The 20,219-nt window shown below is 64.7% G+C and carries 14 protein-coding genes; 11 read left to right on the top strand and 3 right to left on the bottom strand.

What is annotated here, in order from left to right; translation table 11 throughout:
- Positions 1–243: 243 nt before the first annotated feature.
- From B0G81_RS17225 to def, 5 genes are all read left to right on the top strand, one after another.
- A complete protein-coding gene (locus tag B0G81_RS17225; RefSeq protein WP_134137769.1) occupies positions 244–1,239 on the top strand; it encodes a DMT family transporter in 996 nt (331 codons plus the stop codon).
- A 148-nt stretch (positions 1,240–1,387) separates the two neighbouring features.
- Positions 1,388–4,906: a chromosome segregation protein SMC gene (smc, locus tag B0G81_RS17220; RefSeq protein WP_134137768.1), complete on the top strand. Its 3,519-nt coding sequence runs from the start codon at positions 1,388–1,390 to the stop codon at positions 4,904–4,906.
- 116 nt (positions 4,907–5,022) lie between these two features.
- On the top strand, positions 5,023–6,303 hold the full coding sequence (locus B0G81_RS17215) for a cell division protein ZipA C-terminal FtsZ-binding domain-containing protein (protein WP_121307633.1): 1,281 nt from the start codon (positions 5,023–5,025) through the stop codon (positions 6,301–6,303).
- Positions 6,304–6,494: 191 nt separating this feature from the next.
- Positions 6,495–8,561 (top strand): NAD-dependent DNA ligase LigA, encoded by a 2,067-nt coding sequence (gene ligA, locus B0G81_RS17210; RefSeq protein ID WP_134137767.1) that lies wholly within the window; start codon positions 6,495–6,497, stop codon positions 8,559–8,561.
- Positions 8,558–9,091: a peptide deformylase gene (gene def / locus B0G81_RS17205; RefSeq protein ID WP_134137766.1), complete on the top strand. Its 534-nt coding sequence runs from the start codon at positions 8,558–8,560 to the stop codon at positions 9,089–9,091. Before ligA ends, def begins: the two co-directional genes overlap by 4 nt.
- Before the next feature lie 123 nt (positions 9,092–9,214).
- Here def and B0G81_RS17200 read toward each other — a convergent pair whose 3' ends face one another.
- From B0G81_RS17200 to map, 3 genes are read right to left on the bottom strand one after another with little or no spacing between them, the layout of a single operon-like run.
- The gene (locus B0G81_RS17200) at positions 9,215–11,224 is read right to left on the bottom strand and encodes a pseudouridine synthase (protein WP_134137765.1); all 2,010 of its coding nucleotides are present in this window, start codon (positions 11,222–11,224) and stop codon (positions 9,215–9,217) included.
- 6 nt (positions 11,225–11,230) lie between these two features.
- On the bottom strand, positions 11,231–13,810 hold the full coding sequence (locus B0G81_RS17195) for a [protein-PII] uridylyltransferase (RefSeq protein WP_134137764.1): 2,580 nt from the start codon (positions 13,808–13,810) through the stop codon (positions 11,231–11,233).
- Positions 13,811–13,840: 30 nt separating this feature from the next.
- On the bottom strand, positions 13,841–14,650 hold the full coding sequence (gene map / locus B0G81_RS17190) for a type I methionyl aminopeptidase (RefSeq protein ID WP_116117591.1): 810 nt from the start codon (positions 14,648–14,650) through the stop codon (positions 13,841–13,843).
- Between the two features lie 472 nt (positions 14,651–15,122).
- On the opposite strand from map, the gene rpsB reads away from it, so the two are divergent.
- The 6 genes from rpsB (at position 15,123) to B0G81_RS17160 (ending at position 20,219) form a co-directional block, all read left to right on the top strand.
- Entirely contained in the window at positions 15,123–15,875 is a 753-nt protein-coding gene (gene rpsB, locus B0G81_RS17185) for a 30S ribosomal protein S2 (protein ID WP_012433448.1), read from the top strand.
- Between the two features lie 205 nt (positions 15,876–16,080).
- Entirely contained in the window at positions 16,081–16,962 is an 882-nt protein-coding gene (tsf, locus tag B0G81_RS17180; protein ID WP_106313372.1) for a translation elongation factor Ts, read from the top strand.
- Between the two features lie 221 nt (positions 16,963–17,183).
- Positions 17,184–17,897: a UMP kinase gene (gene pyrH / locus B0G81_RS17175; RefSeq protein ID WP_012433446.1), complete on the top strand. Its 714-nt coding sequence runs from the start codon at positions 17,184–17,186 to the stop codon at positions 17,895–17,897.
- 100 nt (positions 17,898–17,997) lie between these two features.
- The gene (gene frr, locus B0G81_RS17170; protein WP_012433445.1) at positions 17,998–18,558 is read left to right on the top strand and encodes a ribosome recycling factor; all 561 of its coding nucleotides are present in this window, start codon (positions 17,998–18,000) and stop codon (positions 18,556–18,558) included.
- Positions 18,559–18,621: 63 nt separating this feature from the next.
- A complete protein-coding gene (gene uppS, locus B0G81_RS17165) occupies positions 18,622–19,404 on the top strand; it encodes a polyprenyl diphosphate synthase (protein WP_134137763.1) in 783 nt (260 codons plus the stop codon).
- Positions 19,398–20,219, top strand: coding sequence for a CDP-archaeol synthase (locus tag B0G81_RS17160; RefSeq protein WP_116117587.1), 822 nt, complete (start codon positions 19,398–19,400; stop codon positions 20,217–20,219). Before uppS ends, B0G81_RS17160 begins: the two co-directional genes overlap by 7 nt.

Below are 20,219 nucleotides of genomic sequence, written 5' to 3'. Positions count from 1 at the left end.
GAGCAACGGCGCAACCCGCCAGGCGGCGCAGGCAATGCGCTGCAGCGGGAACGACGCGAGCCGCCGACGATTCGCGCAAGAAGAAGCAGGAGCAGCAATGTACGCAGCAGTTTTGGAGACATCCGGACACAACAGGCGCAGGAGCGCCGCGGTCCACGGAAGGAAAGCCCCCAGCGCCCCCGCAACGGGCATCGCGATCCGCGACAGACACACCCCGAGCACCTCCGCAAGGAGCACCGCACCATGACCAGCTGGCTTCGCAACGGTTGGCCGACGCTCGCGATCATGCTGGGCGCGTCGGTGTGGGGGATGATCTGGTATCCCTTGCGCATGCTGAATGCGCTCGGCGTGACCGGCACGGCGGCCAGCGCGCTGACGAGCGGCGCCGGCTGCCTGTTCGTGCTGCTGGTGCGCTATCGCGCGCTCAAGACCGTGCGCTGGCACTGGCTGCTGCCGGCGCTCGCGTTGGCAGCGGGCATCACCAACCTCGGCTTCGTATGGGGCTCGATTCACGGCCAGGTGATGCGCGTGCTGTTGCTGTTCTATCTCACCCCGGCGTGGACCGCGCTCTTCGCGCACTTCATCCTGCATGAACGCTTGACCTGGGCGGGCGCGGGCCTCGCCGCGCTGTCGCTGGCCGGCGCGATGACCATGCTGTGGTCGCCGCAACTCGGCATCCCCGTGCCCGGCAATCTCGCCGAATGGGCGGGCCTCGCGGGCGGCATGGGCTTCGCCATGAGCAACGTGCTGATTCTTAAGACGAGCCGCGTACTGCCGGACATGAAACCGGAAATGCGCACCGCGACGATCTTCGGCGGTGCGGCGTTGTTCAGCGCCTGCGCTTCCCTGTTCGAGGCCATGCCCGCGCCACCCACCGGCGCGCATCTCGGCACGGCGGCCTGGCTGGTGCTCGGTCTCGGCTTTCTGCTGGCATCGAACAATATGCTGGTGCAGTACGGTCTCGCGCGCGTGCCGGCCAACCGGGCCTCGATCATCATGCTGTTCGAGATCGTGGTCACAGCGCTGTCCGCGTGGCTCTTCGCCGGCGAGACGCCCGGCCCGCGCGAGTGGGCGGGCGGCGTGTGCATCGTGCTGGCTTCGGCGCTGTCCAGCTGGGTGCATCGGACCAAGGCCATGCCGCCCGATCCGGCCATTCAGGAGGTCAGTCTCACCGACGGACGCGATGCCGGACCCGACGACCGTAAGGACGGCAAAAACCGCCCACGCGCGATGGTATGATTGCCCCTCATTAGCCGGCGCATGCCTCGATGCATGAAGCCGGCACCCGAGGCGCGAGGGTTCGCGGGCCGTATCGCTCTGTCGGCGAACGGCTGGCGCGGCCTTCACGAGCCACCTATTTTTTCCCTTTTCAAACAGCGAAATCGCCGTGCGTCTGACCTCGATCAAACTCGCTGGCTTCAAGTCATTCGTCGATCCCACGCATTTCCAGGTTCCGGGCCAGCTAGTCGGCGTGGTGGGACCGAACGGGTGCGGCAAGTCCAACATCATCGACGCCGTGCGCTGGGTGCTCGGCGAATCGCGCGCCTCCGAGCTGCGCGGCGAGTCGATGCAGGACGTGATCTTCAATGGCTCGACCGCGCGCAAGCCGGGTAGCCGCGCCAGCGTCGAACTGGTGTTCGACAACGCCGACGGCCGTGCCGCCGGCCAGTGGGGCCAGTATGCCGAAATCGCCGTGAAGCGCGTGCTCACGCGCGACGGCACCTCGAGCTACTACATCAACAATCTGCCGGCGCGCCGCCGCGACATTCAGGACATCTTCCTCGGCACCGGCCTCGGGCCGCGCGCGTACGCGATCATCGGGCAGGGCATGATCGCGCGCCTGATCGAGGCGAAGCCGGAAGAGCTGCGCGTGTTTCTCGAAGAAGCCGCGGGCGTGTCGAAGTACAAGGAACGCCGCCGCGAAACTGAGAACCGTCTGCACGACACGCGCGAGAATCTGACGCGGGTCGAAGATATCGTGCGGGAACTCAGTTCGAATCTGGAGAAGCTCGAAGCGCAGGCCGTGGTCGCCACGCGTTACAAGGAACTGCAGACCGACGGCGAAGAGAAGCAGCGGCTGTTGTGGCTGTTGCGCAAGAATGAAGCCGGCAGCGAGCAGGAACGCCAGCAACGCGCGATCGAACAGGCCCAGATCGATCTCGAAGCGCATACCGCCAGGCTGCGCGAAGTCGAAGCGCAACTCGAAACGCTGCGCGTCGCCCATTATTCCGCCAGCGACGCGATGCAAGGTGCGCAAGGCGCGCTCTACGAGGCGAATTCGGAAGTCAGCCGGCTCGAAGCCGAGATCAAGTTCATCGTCGAATCGCGCAATCGCGTGCAGGCGCAGATCGCCGCGCTGAACGCGCAGCGTGAGCAGTGGCAATCGCAGGCGCAAAAAGCGCAAGACGATCTCGAAGACGCCGAGGAACAACTGGCCGTCGCCGAAGAAAAAGCCGCACTCGCCGAAGACGAAGCCGCCGCCAGGCACGACGCGATGCCCGCGCTCGAAGCGCGCTGGCGCGATGCGCAAACCGAGTTGAACGCCGAACGCGGCGGTATCGCGCAGACCGAACAGGCGCTCAAGCTCGAAGCCGCGCATCAGCGCAATGCCGATCAGCAATTGCAGCAACTGCAGGCGCGTCATGAGCGGTTGAAGTCGGAAGCGGGCGGTCTCGACGCCCCCGACGAAGCGCAGCTCGAAGACCTGCGCATGCAGCTCGCCGAGCACGAGGAAATCCTGCACGATGCGCAAACGCGTCTGGCCGACGCGCAGGAAACGCTGCCGCGCCTCGACGGCGAACGCCGCACCGCGCAGGAACGCGTGCAGGCGGAAAGCGCCCAGATTCATCAGCTCGACGCGCGCCTGGCCGCGCTCAAGCAGTTGCAGGAAAACGTTCAGACCGAAGGCAAGATCCAGCCGTGGCTCGAAAAGCATGAGTTGGGCAGCCTGCCCCGTCTGTGGAAAAAGCTGCATGTCGAAGCCGGTTGGGAAGCCGCGCTGGAGGCTGTGCTGCGCGAGCGGCTCGCCGCGCTGGAAGTGTCGAACCTCGATTGGGTCAAGGCCTTCGCCACCGACGCGCCGCCCGCCAAGCTCGCCTTCTATGCGCCGCCCGTCGCCGGCCAGCCGGCCGCCACGCCGCCCGCTCTGCGGCCGTTGCTGTCGCTGGTGCGGATCGACGATGCGGGCATCCGCGCGGTGCTGAACGACTGGCTCGGCCTCGCGTTCGTCGCCGACGATCTGCAGCAGGCGCTCGCCATGCGCTCGCAACTGCCGGAAGGTGGTTCGTTCGTCGTCAAGGCGGGGCATGTGGTGACGCGCGTCGGCGTGCAACTGTATGCCGCCGATTCCGAGCAGGCCGGCATGCTGGCCCGTCAGCAGGAAATCGAAAATCTGGCGCGCCAGGTTCGCGCGCAAGCTTTGCTCGCCGACGAAGCGAAGGCCGCGGCGATACGCGCCGAAGCCGCTCACACGCAAGCCGCCCAGCTGTTGACCGATGTGCGTCAACAGGCCGAGCGCGCCACGCAGCGCGTGCACGCCCTGCAAATGGACGTGCTCAAACTCACCCAGGCGCACGAGCGTTACACCCAGCGCAGCACGCAGATTCGCGAGGAACTCGCGGAGATCACCGCGCAGATCGAAGAGCAGCGCGCCATGCGCGCGGAGTCGGAAGCGAACTTCGAGCGTCACGATGGCGAACTTGCCGAATTGCAGGCGCGTTTCGAAGATCATCAACTGGCGTTCGAGGCGCTCGACGAGCAACTTACCGCCGCGCGCGGCCAGGCGCGCGATCTCGACCGTGCCGCCACCGACGCGCGCTTCGCGGCGCGCAACATGGCGAACCGCATCGACGAATTGAAGCGCAGCATTCAGGTCGCGCACGAGCAGAGCGAGCGTGTGGCGGCGTCGCTGGAAGATGCGCGCGCCGAACTGGAAACCATCAACGAGCAGACCGCACACACCGGCTTGCAGGACGCGCTCGATATTCGCGCCGTCAAGGAAGAGGCGCTGCATGCCGCGCGCCTCGAACTGGACGATCTCACCGCCAAGCTGCGTGCAGCCGACGAAACGCGTTTGACCGCCGAGCGCGCGCTGCAGCCGCTGCGTGACCGCATCAACGAATTGCAGTTGAAGGAACAGGCGGCGCGCCTGAACGGCGAGCAGTTTATCGAGCAACTGGCCGCTGCCGGTGTCGACGAGGCTGAACTGCAGGCCAAGCTCACGCCGGACATGAAGCCGTCGTACCTGCAAGGCGAAGTCACGCGCATCAACAACGCCATCACCGCGTTGGGCCCGGTCAACATGGCCGCGCTCGACGAACTGAAGGCGGCGACCGAGCGCAAGTCATTCCTCGACTCGCAATCCACCGACCTGAACAGCGCGATCGAAACGCTCGAAGACGCCATCCGCAAGATCGACGCCGAAACGCGCACGCTCCTGCAAGGCACCTTCGACCAGGTGAACCAGCATTTCGGCGAACTGTTCCCGCGTTTGTTCGGCGGTGGCCAGGCGAAGCTGATCATGACCGGCGACGAAATTCTCGACGCCGGCGTGCAGGTGATGGCGCAGCCGCCGGGCAAAAAGAATTCGACCATTCATCTGCTGTCGGGCGGCGAAAAAGCGCTGACGGCGACCGCGCTGGTGTTCGCGATGTTCCAGTTGAATCCGGCGCCGTTCTGTCTGCTGGACGAAGTGGATGCGCCGCTCGACGACGCCAACACGGAACGTTTCGCGAACCTCGTGCGGGCGATGTCGGACAAGACCCAGTTCCTGTTCATCTCGCACAACAAGATCGCGATGGAAATGGCGCAGCAGTTGATCGGCGTGACCATGCAGGAGCAGGGCGTGTCGCGGATCGTTGCCGTCGACATGGAATCGGCCGCCGGTTTCGCCCAGAATATTGTTTGAGTTTGATTTGAATTGAGCCTCGCGGGTGTCCGCGTTCAGCGCAGCGGCCGGTGGTCGCGCGATACGTGGGGCGGGCGCAAAGCCGCGCAGATAAAAGAATTGCTGATGGAGCATGCATGGACGAGTTGACACTCGGTTTGATCGGCGCGGGTGCCGTGGTGGTCGGGGGCGTGGTCGTGTACAACGCGTGGCAGAGCGCGAAGGTGCGCCGGAAGATGCCGCGGCCGATGCCGGCCGACACCGCCGAAAATCTCGCGCGGGACGATCAGGAGGAACAGAGCCCGTTCATCGAGCCGGCCCGGCCGACGACGCGCCGTGAGCCCGTAGTGGGCGCGGAGGCGGCGGAGCCAGGCACGGCGGCGCGCGTCGAACCAACGTTCGGTGGCCAGGCGGCAGGTACGGCGCCGCTCGACACGGCGGCCGATATTCAGGCCGAGACGACCACGCCGAACGGCTATCCGGAAGCCGAGGGCGTGGCCGAAGCCGAACGCGACGCGAGCGCCGAGACCGCGCAAGCCCGCCAGTCCGGCGAACCCGTCGAACCGATTCTGCCGGCCGCCACGACGATCTCGTCGGCGCCGCCGGCTATTGTCGATCGGCGCATCGACTGCATCGTGCCGATCCGTTTGAACGGTCCGGTCGCGGGCGACAAGGTGATTCCGCTCGCGCAGCGTCTGCGCCGCGCGGGCAGCAAGCCGGTGCATATCGAAGGCAAGCTCGAAGGCGGCGCGTGGGAACTGCTGCAAAACGGCGCGCGCTATGAAGAGCTGCGCGCGGCCGCGCAACTGGCCAATCGCAGCGGCGCCCTCAACGAACTGGAGTTTTCCGAGTTCGTGACCGGCGTGCAGCAGTTTGCCGACGCACTGGATGCGTCGCCGGAATTCCCGGACATGCTCGAAACGGTCGCGATGGCGCGCGAACTCGACGGTTTTGCCGCGCAGTGCGACGCGCAATTGTCGATCAACGTGCTCTCCGACGGCGCGCCGTGGTCCGCCAACTACGTGCAGGCGGTCGCTTCACAAGACGGCCTGCTGCTTTCGCGCGACGGTACGCGGTTCGTCAAGCTCGACGCGCGGCAAAGCCCGGTGTTCATGCTGCAATTCGGCGACACCAACTTTTTGCGCGACGACCTCACCTACAAGGGCGGCCAGATGATCACGCTGGTGCTCGACGTGCCGGTGGCCGATGAAGACATCCTGCCGTTCCGTCTGATGTGCGACTACGCGAAATCGTTGGCCGAGCGCATCGGCGGGCGGGTGGTCGACGACGGCCGCCGTCCGTTGCCGGAAACCGCGCTGCTCGCGATCGAAAAGCAGTTGATGACGCTTTACGCGAAGCTCGAGCAGGCGGGCATTCCGGCGGGTTCGCCGGCCACGCGGCGGTTGTTCAGCCAGTAAATTTTTTTACGTCTTACCGCTGTCTCCGACGGCCGCACAATGTGCGGCCGTCGTCGTTTCAGGCCGCGGCTTCACGTGCGCATTTCGAGCCGACGCGCAACGCGCCTAAACTGGCCATTCGGCCGATGTAAAGGGGCACGCTTCCTGCGATAATCCAATGTCTGAACTTCACTGAAGAACCTTCCGACAGCATGGCCCGAACCTCCGCCTCACATCCCGCAACCAACGCCCCGGCCGAGCGTGCCGCGTGGCTGCGCGCGGAACTCGAACGCGCCAACTACGCGTACTACGTGCTCGACCAGCCGGATTTGCCTGACGCGGAATACGACAAGCTGTTCAAGGAACTGGAGAGTATCGAGACGGAGCATCCGGACCTGATCGTGCCGGATTCGCCCACCCAGCGCGTGGGCGGCGAGGCGGCGAGCGGCTTCGAGCCGGTCGTGCACGACCAGCCCATGCTGTCGCTGAACAACGGTTTCGCCGACGAAGACATCGTCGCGTTCGACAAGCGCGTCGGCGACGCGCTCGGCAAGAACGCGAGCGAGCCGCCGGTGCCGGTCGACTACGCGGCCGAGCTGAAATTCGACGGCCTCGCCATCTCGTTGCGTTACGTCGACGGCGCGTTCGTGCAAGCCTCCACGCGCGGCGACGGCACGACCGGCGAGAACGTCACCGGGAACGTTCGCACGATTCGCTCCATTCCGCTCAAGCTCAAGGGCAAACGTGTCCCGCGCGTACTCGACGTGCGTGGCGAAGTGCTGATGTTCAAGCGCGATTTCGAGCGTCTGAACGAACGCCAGCGGGCCGCGGAACAGAAGGAATTCGCCAATCCGCGCAACGCCGCGGCGGGCAGCTTGCGGCAGCTCGACTCGAAGATCACCGCGCAACGGCCGCTGTCGTTTTTCGCTTATGGCATTGGCGTGCTCGAAGGCATGGAAATGCCGGCCACGCATAGCGAACTGCTCGACTGGTACAAGGAACTCGGCTTGCCGGTGAATAGCGAGCGAGCCGTGGTGCAGGGCGCCGAGGGCTTGCTGGGCTTTTTCCACGGCGTCGGCGAGAAACGCGAGAAGCTGCCGTACGACATCGACGGTGTGGTCTACAAAGTCAATCGTCGCGATGAACAGGACGCGCTCGGCTTCGTGTCGCGCGCGCCGCGCTTCGCGCTGGCGCACAAATTCCCCGCGCAGGAGGCGCTGACCAAACTCGTCGCGATCGACGTGCAGGTCGGCCGGACCGGCGCGATCACGCCGGTGGCGCGGCTGGAGCCGGTGTTCGTCGGCGGCGCGACGGTTACGAATGCCACGCTGCACAATGAAGACGAAGTGCGCCGCAAGGATATCCGCATTGGCGACACGGTGATCGTGCGGCGTGCCGGCGACGTGATTCCCGAAGTGGTGAGCGCGCTGCTCGACCGGCGTCCCCCCGACGCCCGCGAATTCGTGATGCCCACGCAATGTCCGGTGTGCGGCTCGAATATCGAGCGCTTGCCGGACGAGGCGATCGCGCGTTGTACCGGCGGCCTGTTCTGTCCCGCGCAGCGCAAGCAGGCGCTCTGGCATTTCGCGCAGCGGCGCGCGCTGGATATCGACGGCCTCGGCGAAAAGATCATCGACCAACTGGTCGAACAGAACCTCGTGCGTACGCCGGCCGATCTGTTCAACATCGGTTTTGCGACGCTCGCCGAACTCGACCGCTTTGCCGAAAAGTCCGCGCAGAACCTGCTCGATTCGCTGGAAAAAGCCAGGCATACCACGTTGGCGCGCTTCATCTACGCGCTCGGCATCCGGCATGTGGGCGAATCCACGGCGAAAGATCTCGCCAAGCACTTTGGCTCGCTGGACCCGATCATGGACGCCTCGGTCGAAGCCTTGCTCGAGGTCAACGACGTGGGGCCAGTGGTCGCCGAGTCGATTCATCAGTTCTTCGCCGAGGAGCACAACCGCACGGTGGTCGAGCAGTTGCGCGCGCCGGGCAAGGTCACGTGGCCCGAAGGCCCGCCCGCGCCGAAAGCGCCTGTGGGCGTGCTGGCCGGCAAGACGGTCGTGCTGACCGGCACCTTGCCGAGCCTTGCCCGCGAAGAGGCGAAGGAAATGCTGGAAGCTGCCGGCGCGAAAGTGGCCGGCTCCGTATCGAAGAAAACGGACTATGTGGTGGCGGGCGCCGATGCGGGCAGCAAGTTGGCGAAAGCTGAGGAACTCGGCGTTCCCGTACTCGACGAAGATGGTATGCGTAAGCTCCTGGAGGGGCAGTTATGATCCGCGAAATTCTCAAGATGGGCGATCCGCGCCTTTTGCGCATTGCCGATCCGGTCGATCACTTCGACACGCCCGAGCTGCATGAGCTCGTCAAAGACATGTTCGAGACCATGCACGACGCGAACGGCGCGGGCCTTGCCGCGCCGCAGATCGGCGTGAATCTGCAGGTGGTGATCTTCGGCTTCGGGCACAACGAGCGCTATCCTGACGCGCCGCCGGTGCCGGAAACGGTGCTGATCAACCCGACCATCACGCCGGTCTCGCTGGATATGGAAGAGGGCTGGGAGGGCTGTCTGTCGGTGCCGGGGCTGCGTGGCGCGGTGAGCCGCTTTTCGATGATCAAGTATCACGGCTTCGATCAATACGGCATGCCGATCGACCGTGTCGCCGAGGGCTTTCACGCGCGCGTCGTGCAGCACGAGTGCGACCACCTGATCGGCAAGCTGTATCCGATGCGGATCAACGACTTCGCGAAGTTCGGCTTCACGGAAGTGCTGTTTCCGGATATGGATCCGAATAGCGACGATTGAGGCGGCTTGTGCTGCTTCGGGCACTGCGGCGCTGGCGTATTCGGCTTGGCGCAGCGCAGGGATAAAAAAACCCCACGCGATTGCGTGGGGTTTTTTGTTGAGGCGTCGGTCAGGCGCGCGGCTTCAGAACGACTCGTCCGGCGACAGATAACGCCATTGGCCCGGCGGCAGCGCGCCCAGCATCACACGGCCCATGCGTACGCGCTTCAGGCCGATCACTTCGAGGCCGACCAATTCGCACATGCGGCGAATCTGGCGCTTCTTGCCTTCGCGCAGCACGAAACGCAATTGCTCGCCGTTCTGCCAGTTCACTTGCGCGGGCTTCAGCGGCACGTCGTCGAGCGAGAGGCCGTGGCACAGCAACTCCAGACTTTCCGGCGGGAAGTGGCTTTCGACGTCGGTGGTGTGCTCGCCGAATGCCACGCGCACCAGATACTCCTTGTCGATCTCCGAATGACCGCCGATCAGTTGCTTGGCAATCCGACCGTCTTGCGTCAGCACCAGCAGGCCCGTCGAATCGATGTCCAGGCGGCCGGCCGGCGCAAGCTGGCGCAAATGCGCGACGGAGAAGCGGATGTCCGATTGATCGCCTTCCCAGCGATTCTCCGGCGTGACCAGCGTGATGGCCGGCTGATAGCCGTCTTCCGCCTGACCTGAGACCAGGCCCACCGGCTTATGGATCAGCACCGTCACCTGGCTCGATTGCGCGGCCTCGGCGGCGGGGTCGATTTCGATGCGCTGGTCCGGTCGGACCTTGGTGCCCAACGTGTCGATGCGCTCGCCGTCCACCAGCACCCAGCCTTTTTCGATCCACTCATCGGCTTCGCGGCGTGAGCACATGCCGAGTTCGGACATCAGCTTGGACAGGCGCAGCATGCCTGGCGCGTCTTCGTAATCGCGACGCGGGGTGCGCGGAGCGGCATCGATTTCGTCGGCGCGCTCGGCTCGGGCCGCGCCACGCGGCTTGTCGGCGCGCGCGGGACGGTCGTCGCCGAAACGGCGGCCAGCGGCCGGCGGCGTTTTGTCGAAGCTGCGGGCCGGGCGCTCGCCGCGCTCGCCGCGCTCGCTGCGTTCATTGCGCTCAGCGCTGCGCGCCGGACGGTCGCCGAATTCGCGTTTGGCTGGGGCGCGCTCGCCACGCTCGTCACGCGGAGCGCGTGCCGGGCGGTCTGCGCGGTCGCTGAAGCCGGTTTTGACGGGCTTGGCGAAGCTGCGATCGCCACGATCGGATGCACCGCGTTCGCCTTCGAAACGGCGCGGCGCGCTATCGCTGCGCGGCCCGCGCTCGCCGCCTCGGCGGTCTTGCGGAGCACCACGGTCGCTGCTGAAACGCGGGCGGTCGGATGCGTCGCGTTCACGGCGTTCCGGACGCTGTCCACGCGGAGCGCCTTCCGACGGACGGCCTGCGCCCGGACGTGCTCCGCTGAACGGACGGCGTTCGCCGTCGTCGCGGCGCGGGGCGCGCTCGCCGAAGCTACGCGGCGGGCGTTCGCTGCGATCCGTGCTGCCTTCGAAGCGGCGGGGCGCGCGTTCGGCTCGATCACCGGTTTCACGACGTGGCGCGCGGTCACCGCGGTCCGCGGCGCCTTCGAAACGGCGCGGGGCGCTTTCGCCTGCGCCTTCAAATCGGCGCGGCGCGCGTTCCGGTCGATCACCACCGCCCTCGAACCTTCGCGGAGCCCGTTCACCGTCAGCCCTGCGCGGCGCGCGTTCGCTACGATCGCCGCCACCCTCAAAGCGGCGCGGCGCACGCTCACCATCATCCCGGCGCGGAGCACGATCGCCGCCGCCTTCGAACCGACGCGGCGCACCACTCGCGCCCTCGCGGCGCGGCGGTCGATCCGACGCCGCGCGCGGCGCGCCACCGGCGTCCCGCTCGCGCGAAAACGACCCTTCAGCCCTAGGGGGACGCGCAGGACGTGCGCCGGCACCGGCCGGCTTGCCAGCGCCCGCCGGCCGCTTACCGCCGCCGGCCGCGCCGGCGCGTTCATCCCGCGCCCCGCCGGGAGCCGGCGTCGCCGGCCTGGGTCCCGCCGGGCGCGTCGGCTTACGCGCCGACGTGCTGCCGGTACGGACAGGGGCGCGTTCGGACGAAGCCGGCCGCGGGTGCTTGGCTGTTAATTTGACTCGCATGAAATCTCACACTGCGATCGCGCGCAGCAGTTCGGTCTCGACCTGAATTTGCAGGCGGCTATCCGACAGACCGTGTCCATCCAGCAGGAACACGTCTTCGGCGCGTTCGCCGAGCGTATTGATCCGCGCCGAAGCGACGCCGACCCGATGCTCGGCCAGCACACGCGCGATCGAATAAAGAAGGCCTGGCCGGTCGTTCGCCGACACGGACAGGATGTAGTATTGGCCGCGCTCGTCGGCCCGAAGATCGACGCGCGGGGTAACAGGGAAGGTCCGCGACAGCCGCGACAAACGGCCTTTCGACGGCCCGGGGAGCAGGGTGCCGTCACCGGTGAGGCGGGCGGTCAGTTCCTGTTCGACCAGATTGGCAATATCGCGATAATGCACGTCTTCTTCGGTATGCGCGACGAGGAAATTATCGAGCGCGTACCCGTGTCGAGTCGTGCTGACCCGCGCATCGAGCACCGACAGGCCGTTGCGGTCGAAATACGCGCAAATGCCGGCAAACAGATCCGGCTGGTCCTTCACGTACACCAGCACCTGGAGCGCCTCGCCGATCGGCGACGGACGGGCCCGCACGATCGGCGTGGGCGTTTCCACGTGGCGGTACAGCACCCGTGTTTGCCACGCGATATCCGCCGCGTCGTGGCGCAGAAAATAGCCGATGTCGAGCTTGTCCCACAACGCCTTCTGCGCGCCTTCCGGCACGGTTTCGAGGCGCAGCAGCGCGAGCGCCTCCTCCTGACGCGACTTCAGCTCCGAATGCGCATCCGGCCGTGCGCCGCCCAGTACGGCGAGCGTGGCGCGGTACAGGTCTTCCAGCAGCTTGCCTTTCCACGTGTTCCAGACTTTCGGGCTGGTGCCCCGAATATCGGCCACGGTCAGCAGATAGAGCGCCGTCAGGCGACGCTCGGTGCCGACCAGTTCGGCGAACCGCTTGATGACCTCCGGGTCGCTCGTGTCCTGCTTTTGCGCGACCTGGCTCATGGTCAGATGTTGCTGAACCAGCCACACGACCAGTTCGCCGTCCTCGCCCTCGATGCCGTGATTGCGGCAGAAGCGCCGCGCGTCGGCCATGCCGAGCGTGGAATGGTCGCCGCCACGGCCTTTGGCGATGTCGTGAAACAGCGCCGCGACGTACAGCACCCACGGCCGGTCGAAGTTGGCGATCAACTGGCTGCAGAACGGATATTCGTGCGCGTGTTCGGCCACCGCGAAGCGCCGCAGATTGCGCAGCACCATCAGGATGTGCTGGTCGACGGTGTAGACGTGATACAGGTCGTGCTGCATCTGTCCGACAATGCGCCGGAAATTCAGCAGGTAACGCCCCAGCACGCTGGTCTGGTTCATCAATCGCAGCGCGTGGGTGATGCCGGCCGGCTGCTTCAGGATGTCCATGAAGAGGCGGCCGTTTTCCGGATCGCGCCGCCAGTGCTGGTCCATCACGTCACGGGCGTTGTAAATTGCGCGCAGCGTGCGCGCCGACAGGCCCTTTACGCCGGGCGTCTGTTCGTACAGCAGGAAGGCCTCGAGGATCGCGTTCGGCTCGCGCTGGAACACGTCGTCGCTGGCGATTTCCAGCATGCCCTGCTTTTCGACGAAGCGGTCCGACAGCACGCGCGTAATGCCGCTCGTGCTGGGGAAGAGCTGCGCTTCGATGTTCTGGATCAGGATCGTGGCGAGCTGCGTGACCGCCTTGGCGGACCAGTAATAGCGGCGCATCAGCTGTTCGCTCGCGCGCTTGGTCGCGGTCGGCTTGTAGCCGAAGCTCTCGGCCACCGCCGTTTGCAGGTCGAACACCATGATGTCCTGACGACGCCCGGCAATCACATGCAGCCGTGCGCGCAGCGCCTTCAGGAAACTCTCGTTGCGGCGAAGCTCGCGCGCCTCGCGCTCGGTGATCAGGCCGCGTGCTTCGAGTTCACGCCAGCTGCTGCCGAAGCCGGCCGCCTGGGTGATCCACAGGATCAGTTGCAGATCGCGCAGGCCGCCCGGGCTTTCCTTGATGTTGGGTTCGAGCGAGTAGGGCGTGTCCTGGAATTTCGCGTGGCGCTGGCGCATTTCCAGCACTTTGGCCTGGAAGAAGGCTTTCGGGTCGAGCGCTTCGCGGTAACGCTTCGCGAAGTCGTCGAACAGCTCAGCGCTGCCCGTAATGCGCCGTGCCTCGAGCAGCGAGGTGCGCACCGTGACGTCGTTGGCGGCTTCTTCGAGGCATTGCGACACGCTGCGCACGCTGCTGCCGAGTTCCAGCCCCAAATCCCATGCGAGGCTGATAAAGCGTTCGATGCGTGGCTCGAGGTGCCCGATCGGCGCGTCGGGCAGCAGGACCAGAATGTCGATATCGGAATGCGGCGCCAATTCGCCGCGCCCGTAGCCGCCTACCGCCACTAGCGCCAGTTCGGGCGGCAGTTCGCAGGTGTTCCAGGCGGCGCGCAGGGAGTCGTCGGTGGCGCGCGCCAAGGAGGCCATCAACGCGTCGACGTTGGTGGCCGTCCTGAAGCGTTCCAGCAGTTGGGCTTTGGCCACTTTGTACTCCGCCTTGAGCGACGTGGCAGGGGATTGGGCGACGGCTGGAACACTACTCATTGGCAGGGAGGCGCAGAGGTGGGAAGTCGGTCAGGCCGTGGCCGCGACGACCGGCGGGCGCGCGGGCGTGCCGGCGGAGACGGTCAGCACGTCGTAGCCGGTTTCGGTGACGAGGATCGTATGTTCCCACTGCGCCGACAGGCTGCGGTCTTTGGTCTTGACGGTCCACTGGTCCGGCATGGTGCGAATGTCGCGGCGGCCGGCGTTGATCATCGGCTCGATCGTGAAGATCATGCCGGTTTGCAGTTCGAGCCCGGTGCCGGGACGGCCGTAGTGCAGTATCTGCGGGTCTTCGTGGAATACCGTGCCGATGCCGTGGCCGCAGTATTCGCGCACCACGCTGTAGCCATGGCTTTCCGCATGTTTCTGGATCGCGTAACCGATATCGCCGAGATGCGCGCCCGGGCGCACCTGGTCGATGCCGAGCCACATGCATTCGAAGGTGGTCTGCACGAGCCGCTTCGCCATGATCGAGCCTTCGCCGACGATGAACATGCGGCTGGTGTCGCCGAAATAGCCTTCCTTGATGACGGTGACGTCGATATTGAGAGCGTCGCCGTTCTTCAGCGTCTTGTCGCCTGGAATGCCGTGGCAGATCACGTCGTTGACGGAAATGCAGGTGGCCTTCGGGTAGGGCGGATAGCCGGGCGGCTGATAGTTCAGCGGCGCCGGAACCGTGCCCTGTTCCTTCAGCATGTATTCGTGACACAGACGGTCGAGTTCGCCGGTCGTGATGCCGGCGGTGACGAACGGAGTAATGTAGTCGAGCACTTCGCTTGCCAGTTTGCAGGCGACGCGCATTTGCGCGATATCGTGTTCGTTTTTGAGCGTAATAGCCATGAGTCGGGCCTGAAATGCGATTTATTGCAGGATTATCGCACCATATTCCGGCCGCCGCAGGCTTTTGCGGCCGGACCGGCGGCTTTCTCAGGCTCGCGTGCGGGCTCGTTCAAGGCGGCCGGCGCTCGCGCGGGTGCAACCCGCAGGCCATCAACGGGGCTACCGGGCAGGTTGAGTCGTGCAATAGTCGCGTGCTATAATCTTTGGCTAAGTCGATCTCTGTCTTGCAATATTTGTCCATGTGGGCAAAAAAGCGGCACGATTGGCTTCTCATAGCGCCGGTTGCCTGCACTATGAGGTCATGCAGAAGCGAAAGCAGAGCATAAGAAGGCAACGAAAAGGCAACAAAAGGCAGTGCACGCAGCAGACTCGCAAGCCGGCGCACCCAGGGTGTCCGTCGCGTTCAGCCAGAGAGATGGCAGCGCGGCCGATACGGCAGCCGGCTTAAGACCCAACCCTCGCGGAGATTTTCATGGCAGTTACCATGCGTCAAATGCTGGAAGCCGGTGTCCACTTCGGTCACCAAACGCGCTTCTGGAACCCGAAGATGGCTCCCTTCATTTTCGGTCATCGCAACAAGATTCACATTATCAACCTCGAAAAGACGCTGCCGATGTACAACGACGCGCTGAAGTACGCGCGTCAACTGGCAGCCAATCGCGGCACGATCCTGTTCGTCGGCACGAAGCGTCAATCGCGCGACACGATCGCTGAAGAAGCGCAGCGCGCCGGCATGCCGTTCGTCAACGCACGCTGGCTCGGCGGCATGCTGACCAACTTCAAGACGCTGAAGGTCTCGATCAAGCGCCTGAAGGACATGGAAGCAGCGCTGGAAGCCGGTGAAACCGAACGCATGAGCAAGAAGGAAGCGCTCCTGTTCGAACGCGAAATGGCCAAGCTGGTCAAGTCGATCGGCGGCGTGAAAGACATGGGCGGCATTCCGGACGCGATTTTCGTGGTCGACGTCGGCTACCACAAGATTGCCGTGACCGAAGCGAACAAGCTCGGCATTCCGGTCATCGCCGTGGTCGACACGAACCACTCGCCGGAAGGCATCGACTACGTGATCCCGGGTAACGACGACGCCTCGAAGGCTGTCGCTCTGTACACGGCTGGCGTGGCTGACGCGATCGTCGAAGGCCGTGCGAACGCGGTCAACGAAGTGGTGCAAGCTGCACGTGGTGGCGACGGCGACGAGTTCGTCGAGGTCAACTCGGAAGCGTAAAGCTGCCCCGTGTCCGGCAAAAAAGGGGGCTTTCTACAGGCCCCCTTTTTTTAAGCCGCGACATTGTAGTGGGGCGCTGCCGGCAGTGTCCGGCGCAGCGCTCAACGCGTCCTCCGTAAAAAATACGGTAAACGCTGAAACGAATTCTTGCCGCCGGCATCGAAGTGCGGGCGGTGTGTGACAGACGGAACTCAAGGAGCAAATGATGGCGGCAATTACCGCAAGCATGGTTGCAGAACTGCGCGCAAAGACCGACGCGCCGATGATGGAATGCAAGAAGGCGCTGACGGAAGCCGACGGCGACATGGCGCGCGCTGAAGAGCTGCTGCGCGTGAAGCTGGGCAACAAGGCCAGCAAGGCTGCATCGCGCGTGACGGCAGAAGGCGTGGTTGCCTCGTTCATCGGCGGCAACGCAGGTTCGCTGGTCGAGCTGAACTGCGAAACCGACTTCGTTTCGAAGAACGACGACTTCCTGGGTTTCTCGAAGAAAGTCGCTGAACTGGTCGCCACGCAAAATCCGGCTGACGTCGCAGCGCTGGCGGCACTCCCGCTGGACGGCTCGACGGTCGACGCAGTGCGCTTGGCGCTGGTCGGCAAGATCGGTGAAAACCTGTCGATCCGCCGTTTCGTGCGCTTCGAAACCTCGAACAAGCTGGCAGCGTACCTGCACGGCACGCGTATCGGCGTGCTGGTCGAGTACACCGGCGCGGACGAGCAGGTCGGCAAGGACGTCGCGATGCACATCGCCGCGATGAAGCCGGTTTCGCTGTCGTCGGACGACGTGCCGGCGGACCTGATCGCCAAGGAACGCAGCATTGCTGAGCAGAAGGCCGCCGAATCGGGCAAGCCGGCTGAAATCGTCGCCAAGATGGTCGACGGCAGCGTGCAGAAGTACCTGAAGGAAGTGTCGCTGCTGAACCAGACGTTCGTTAAGAACGACAAGCAGACGATCGAACAGATGCTGAAGGCCGGCAACTCGAGCGTGCAGAAGTTCGCGCTGTTCGTGGTCGGCGAAGGCATCGAGAAAAAGCAGGACGACTTCGCAGCCGAAGTGGCCGCTCAAGTCGCTGCTGCAAAGCAACAATAAGTCTTACCTAAGCAGCAACTGTTATATCGTTGGACCCGCGGCGGAGCAAGACTTTGCCGCGGTCGGCGGCGTCGCAAGGCTGCGCGCGGGTTGACCCTCGCCGCGCGGCCGCCACTGGCGAACCCAGGGTTCGTCAATTTGGCGACGCTTGCCCGAATCAGCATTTCACCCCTACATTAGTCCCTTGTTGTTGCCCTGTTCTGCGCGATCTGGATACCCCTATGCCCACTGCCTATAAACGCGTCCTGCTCAAACTCTCCGGTGAAGCTCTGATGGGCGACGATGCCTTTGGCATCAATCGCGCGACCATCGAACGAATGGTGGCGGACGTGGCCGAAGTGGTCCGTCTCGGAACGCAGCTGGCCGTGGTGATCGGCGGCGGCAATATTTTCCGCGGCGTCGCGGGCGGCGCGGCGGGTATGGATCGCGCCACGGCGGACTACATGGGCATGCTGGCCACCATGATGAACGCGCTGGCGCTGCAGGATGCCATGCGCCACGCCGGCATCGAGGCGCGCGTGCAATCGGCGCTGCGCATGGACCAGGTGGTCGAGCCATACATCCGGCCCCGCGCGATTCGCCAGCTCGAAGAAGGCAAAGTCGTGATTTTCGCGGCCGGCACCGGCAACCCGTTCTTCACGACCGACACGGCCGCCGCGTTGCGCGGCTCGGAAATCGGCGCGGAAGTCGTGCTGAAAGCAACCAAGGTGGACGGCGTGTATTCCGCCGACCCGAAGAAAGACCCGAGCGCGACGCGTTACACCACGATCAGTTTCGACGAGGCGATCGGCCGCAATCTGCAGGTGATGGACGCCACGGCATTCGCGCTGTGCCGCGACCAGAAACTGCCGATCCGGGTGTTTTCGATCGTCAAACCGGGCGCGCTCAAGCGCATCGTACAAGGCGACGACGAGGGTACCCTCGTCCACGTGTAAACTCTCGTTCACATAACGTGGGCTTTAGCGCGAGCCCGGGCCGCCGCATCTTGCGCGCGCTGGCCGGCTCGCACCGTTTTGAAGGTTCGGAGGTTTAAAAATGTCTGTGGCTGATATCAGGAAGGGCGCTGAACAAAAGATGCAGCGCTCCATCGACGCGTTCAAGAACGACCTGTCGAAGATCCGCACGGGCCGTGCGCACACGGGCCTGCTCGATCACATCCAGTGCGATTACTACGGTTCGCCGGTGCCCATTTCGCAGGTCGCGAATCTGACGCTGATCGACGCACGCACGATCGGCGTGCAGCCGTGGGAAAAGAAGATGGTGCAGGTCGTCGAAAAGGCGATCCGCGAATCGGACCTGGGTCTGAACCCGGCCACGCAAGGCGACGTGATCCGCGTGCCGATGCCCGCGCTGACCGAAGAACGCCGCCGCGAACTGACCAAAGTGGTCAAGAGCGAAGCGGAAACGGCCAAGGTCGCGGTGCGCAATCTGCGCCGCGACGCCAACGAGCAACTGAAAAAGCTCGTGAAAGACAAGGAAATTTCGGAAGACGACGAACGTCGTGCAGGCGACGACGTGCAGAAACTGACGGACAAGTTCGTCGCCGAAATCGACAAGCTCGTCGTGACGAAAGAAGCCGAGATCATGACGGTCTGAGGCCGGCCGCTCAGCTGCTCACGTCCTCCACTTCTTTTATTTGCAGTCACTGTCCCGACGGCCATGACCTATACCAGCTCAACCGTGCGCGTGCCTGATGTCGCCGCGGTGCCGCGACATATCGCGATCATCATGGACGGCAACGGCCGTTGGGCCACCCAGCGGCGCTTGCCGCGCGTGGCGGGCCATACGCGCGGCGTCGACGCGGTGCGTGCGGCCGTCGAGGCGTGCGCCCGTCAGGGTGTCGAATATCTGACGCTGTTCGCTTTCAGTTCGGAAAACTGGCGCCGTCCGAACGAGGAAGTCTCGTTCCTGATGCGCCTGTTCGTGACCGCGCTGGAGCGCGAGATCGGCAAGCTGCATGCGAACGGCATCCGCTTGCGCGTGGTGGGCGACCTGGCCCGCTTCGACACGCGCATCCGCGACCTGATCAAGCGCGCGGAGACCAAGACCGCGCGCAATACCCGTCTCACACTCACGATTGCCGCGAATTACGGCGGCCGCTGGGACATCATGCAGGCCACCCGCAAGCTCGCCGAACAGTCGGCGCTGGCGGGCAAGGCGGTCGAGGTGACCGAGGATTCGTTCGCCAAACACCTCTCCATGGCTTATGCGCCGGAGCCGGATCTCTTCATCCGCACCGGCGGCGAGCGCCGCGTCAGCAACTTCCTGCTGTGGCAACTCGCCTACACCGAGTTCTACTTCACCGACACGTTCTGGCCGGATTTCGACGCCGACGCGCTCGGTCACGCCATCGCTTCGTACGCGGAGCGCGAACGCCGCTTCGGCCGCACCAGTGCTCAACTCGAGCCGCAATCGCAAAACGTCGATTCGCTTCCATGCTAAAAACCCGTGTCATCACGGCGATCATCCTGCTGGCAGTGTTCCTGCCGGTCACGTTGTTCGCGCCGGTGGGCGCGTTCGGCGCGCTGATCGCTTTTGTCGTCGTGTTCGCCGCGTGGGAGTGGGCGCGCCTGCTCAAGCTGGGCGGCGCGGGCCCGGTCATTTACGCGCTGATCGCCGCGGTGGCGCTGGTGGCAAGCACGCGCCTCGGTACCGGCATCGAACAAGCCAGGCCGCTCTTTGAAGCGGCCGCTATTTTCTGGGTGATCGCCGGCCCGTTCGTGCTGCTGCGCAAGCCCACGCTCGCGCAGGGCGCCTGGCGTTCCTTCCTGTTTCTTGCCGGCATTGTGGTATTCGTCGCGTGCTGGCATGCTCTCGTCGCCGCACGCATGCAGGGTGTGCCGTTCGTGCTGTCGCTGCTGCTATTGGTATGGCTGGCCGATATCGGCGCATACTTCTCCGGAAAAGCGTTCGGAAAACACAAGCTGGCGCCTGCCATCAGTCCGGGTAAGACTTGGGAGGGCGCGATCGGCGGCTGGCTGGTGGTGATGATCGTCGCGGCGGCGGCGGTCTTTTTGCATGCGTTCGAGCCGACCCTGTATTCTGCGCTGCTGGCGCATTGGGGCGCCGTGCGCACGTTGCTCGCGCTGACCTTGCTGGTGGCATTCAGCGTGGTGGGCGACCTGTTCGAATCGATGATGAAACGCCAGGCCGGTGTGAAAGATTCAAGCGGCCTGTTGCCGGGGCACGGTGGCGTGCTCGACCGCATCGATGCCTTGTTGCCGGTGCTGCCGCTTGCCATGCTGCTGCTCGGCTAG

It is taken from the genome of Paraburkholderia sp. BL6665CI2N2 (genome assembly GCF_004366535.1).
In the GTDB taxonomy this organism is placed as follows: domain Bacteria; phylum Pseudomonadota; class Gammaproteobacteria; order Burkholderiales; family Burkholderiaceae; genus Paraburkholderia.
Note: the sequence above shows the minus strand (reverse complement) of the source record. Positions and strands in the feature narration are given on the sequence as shown.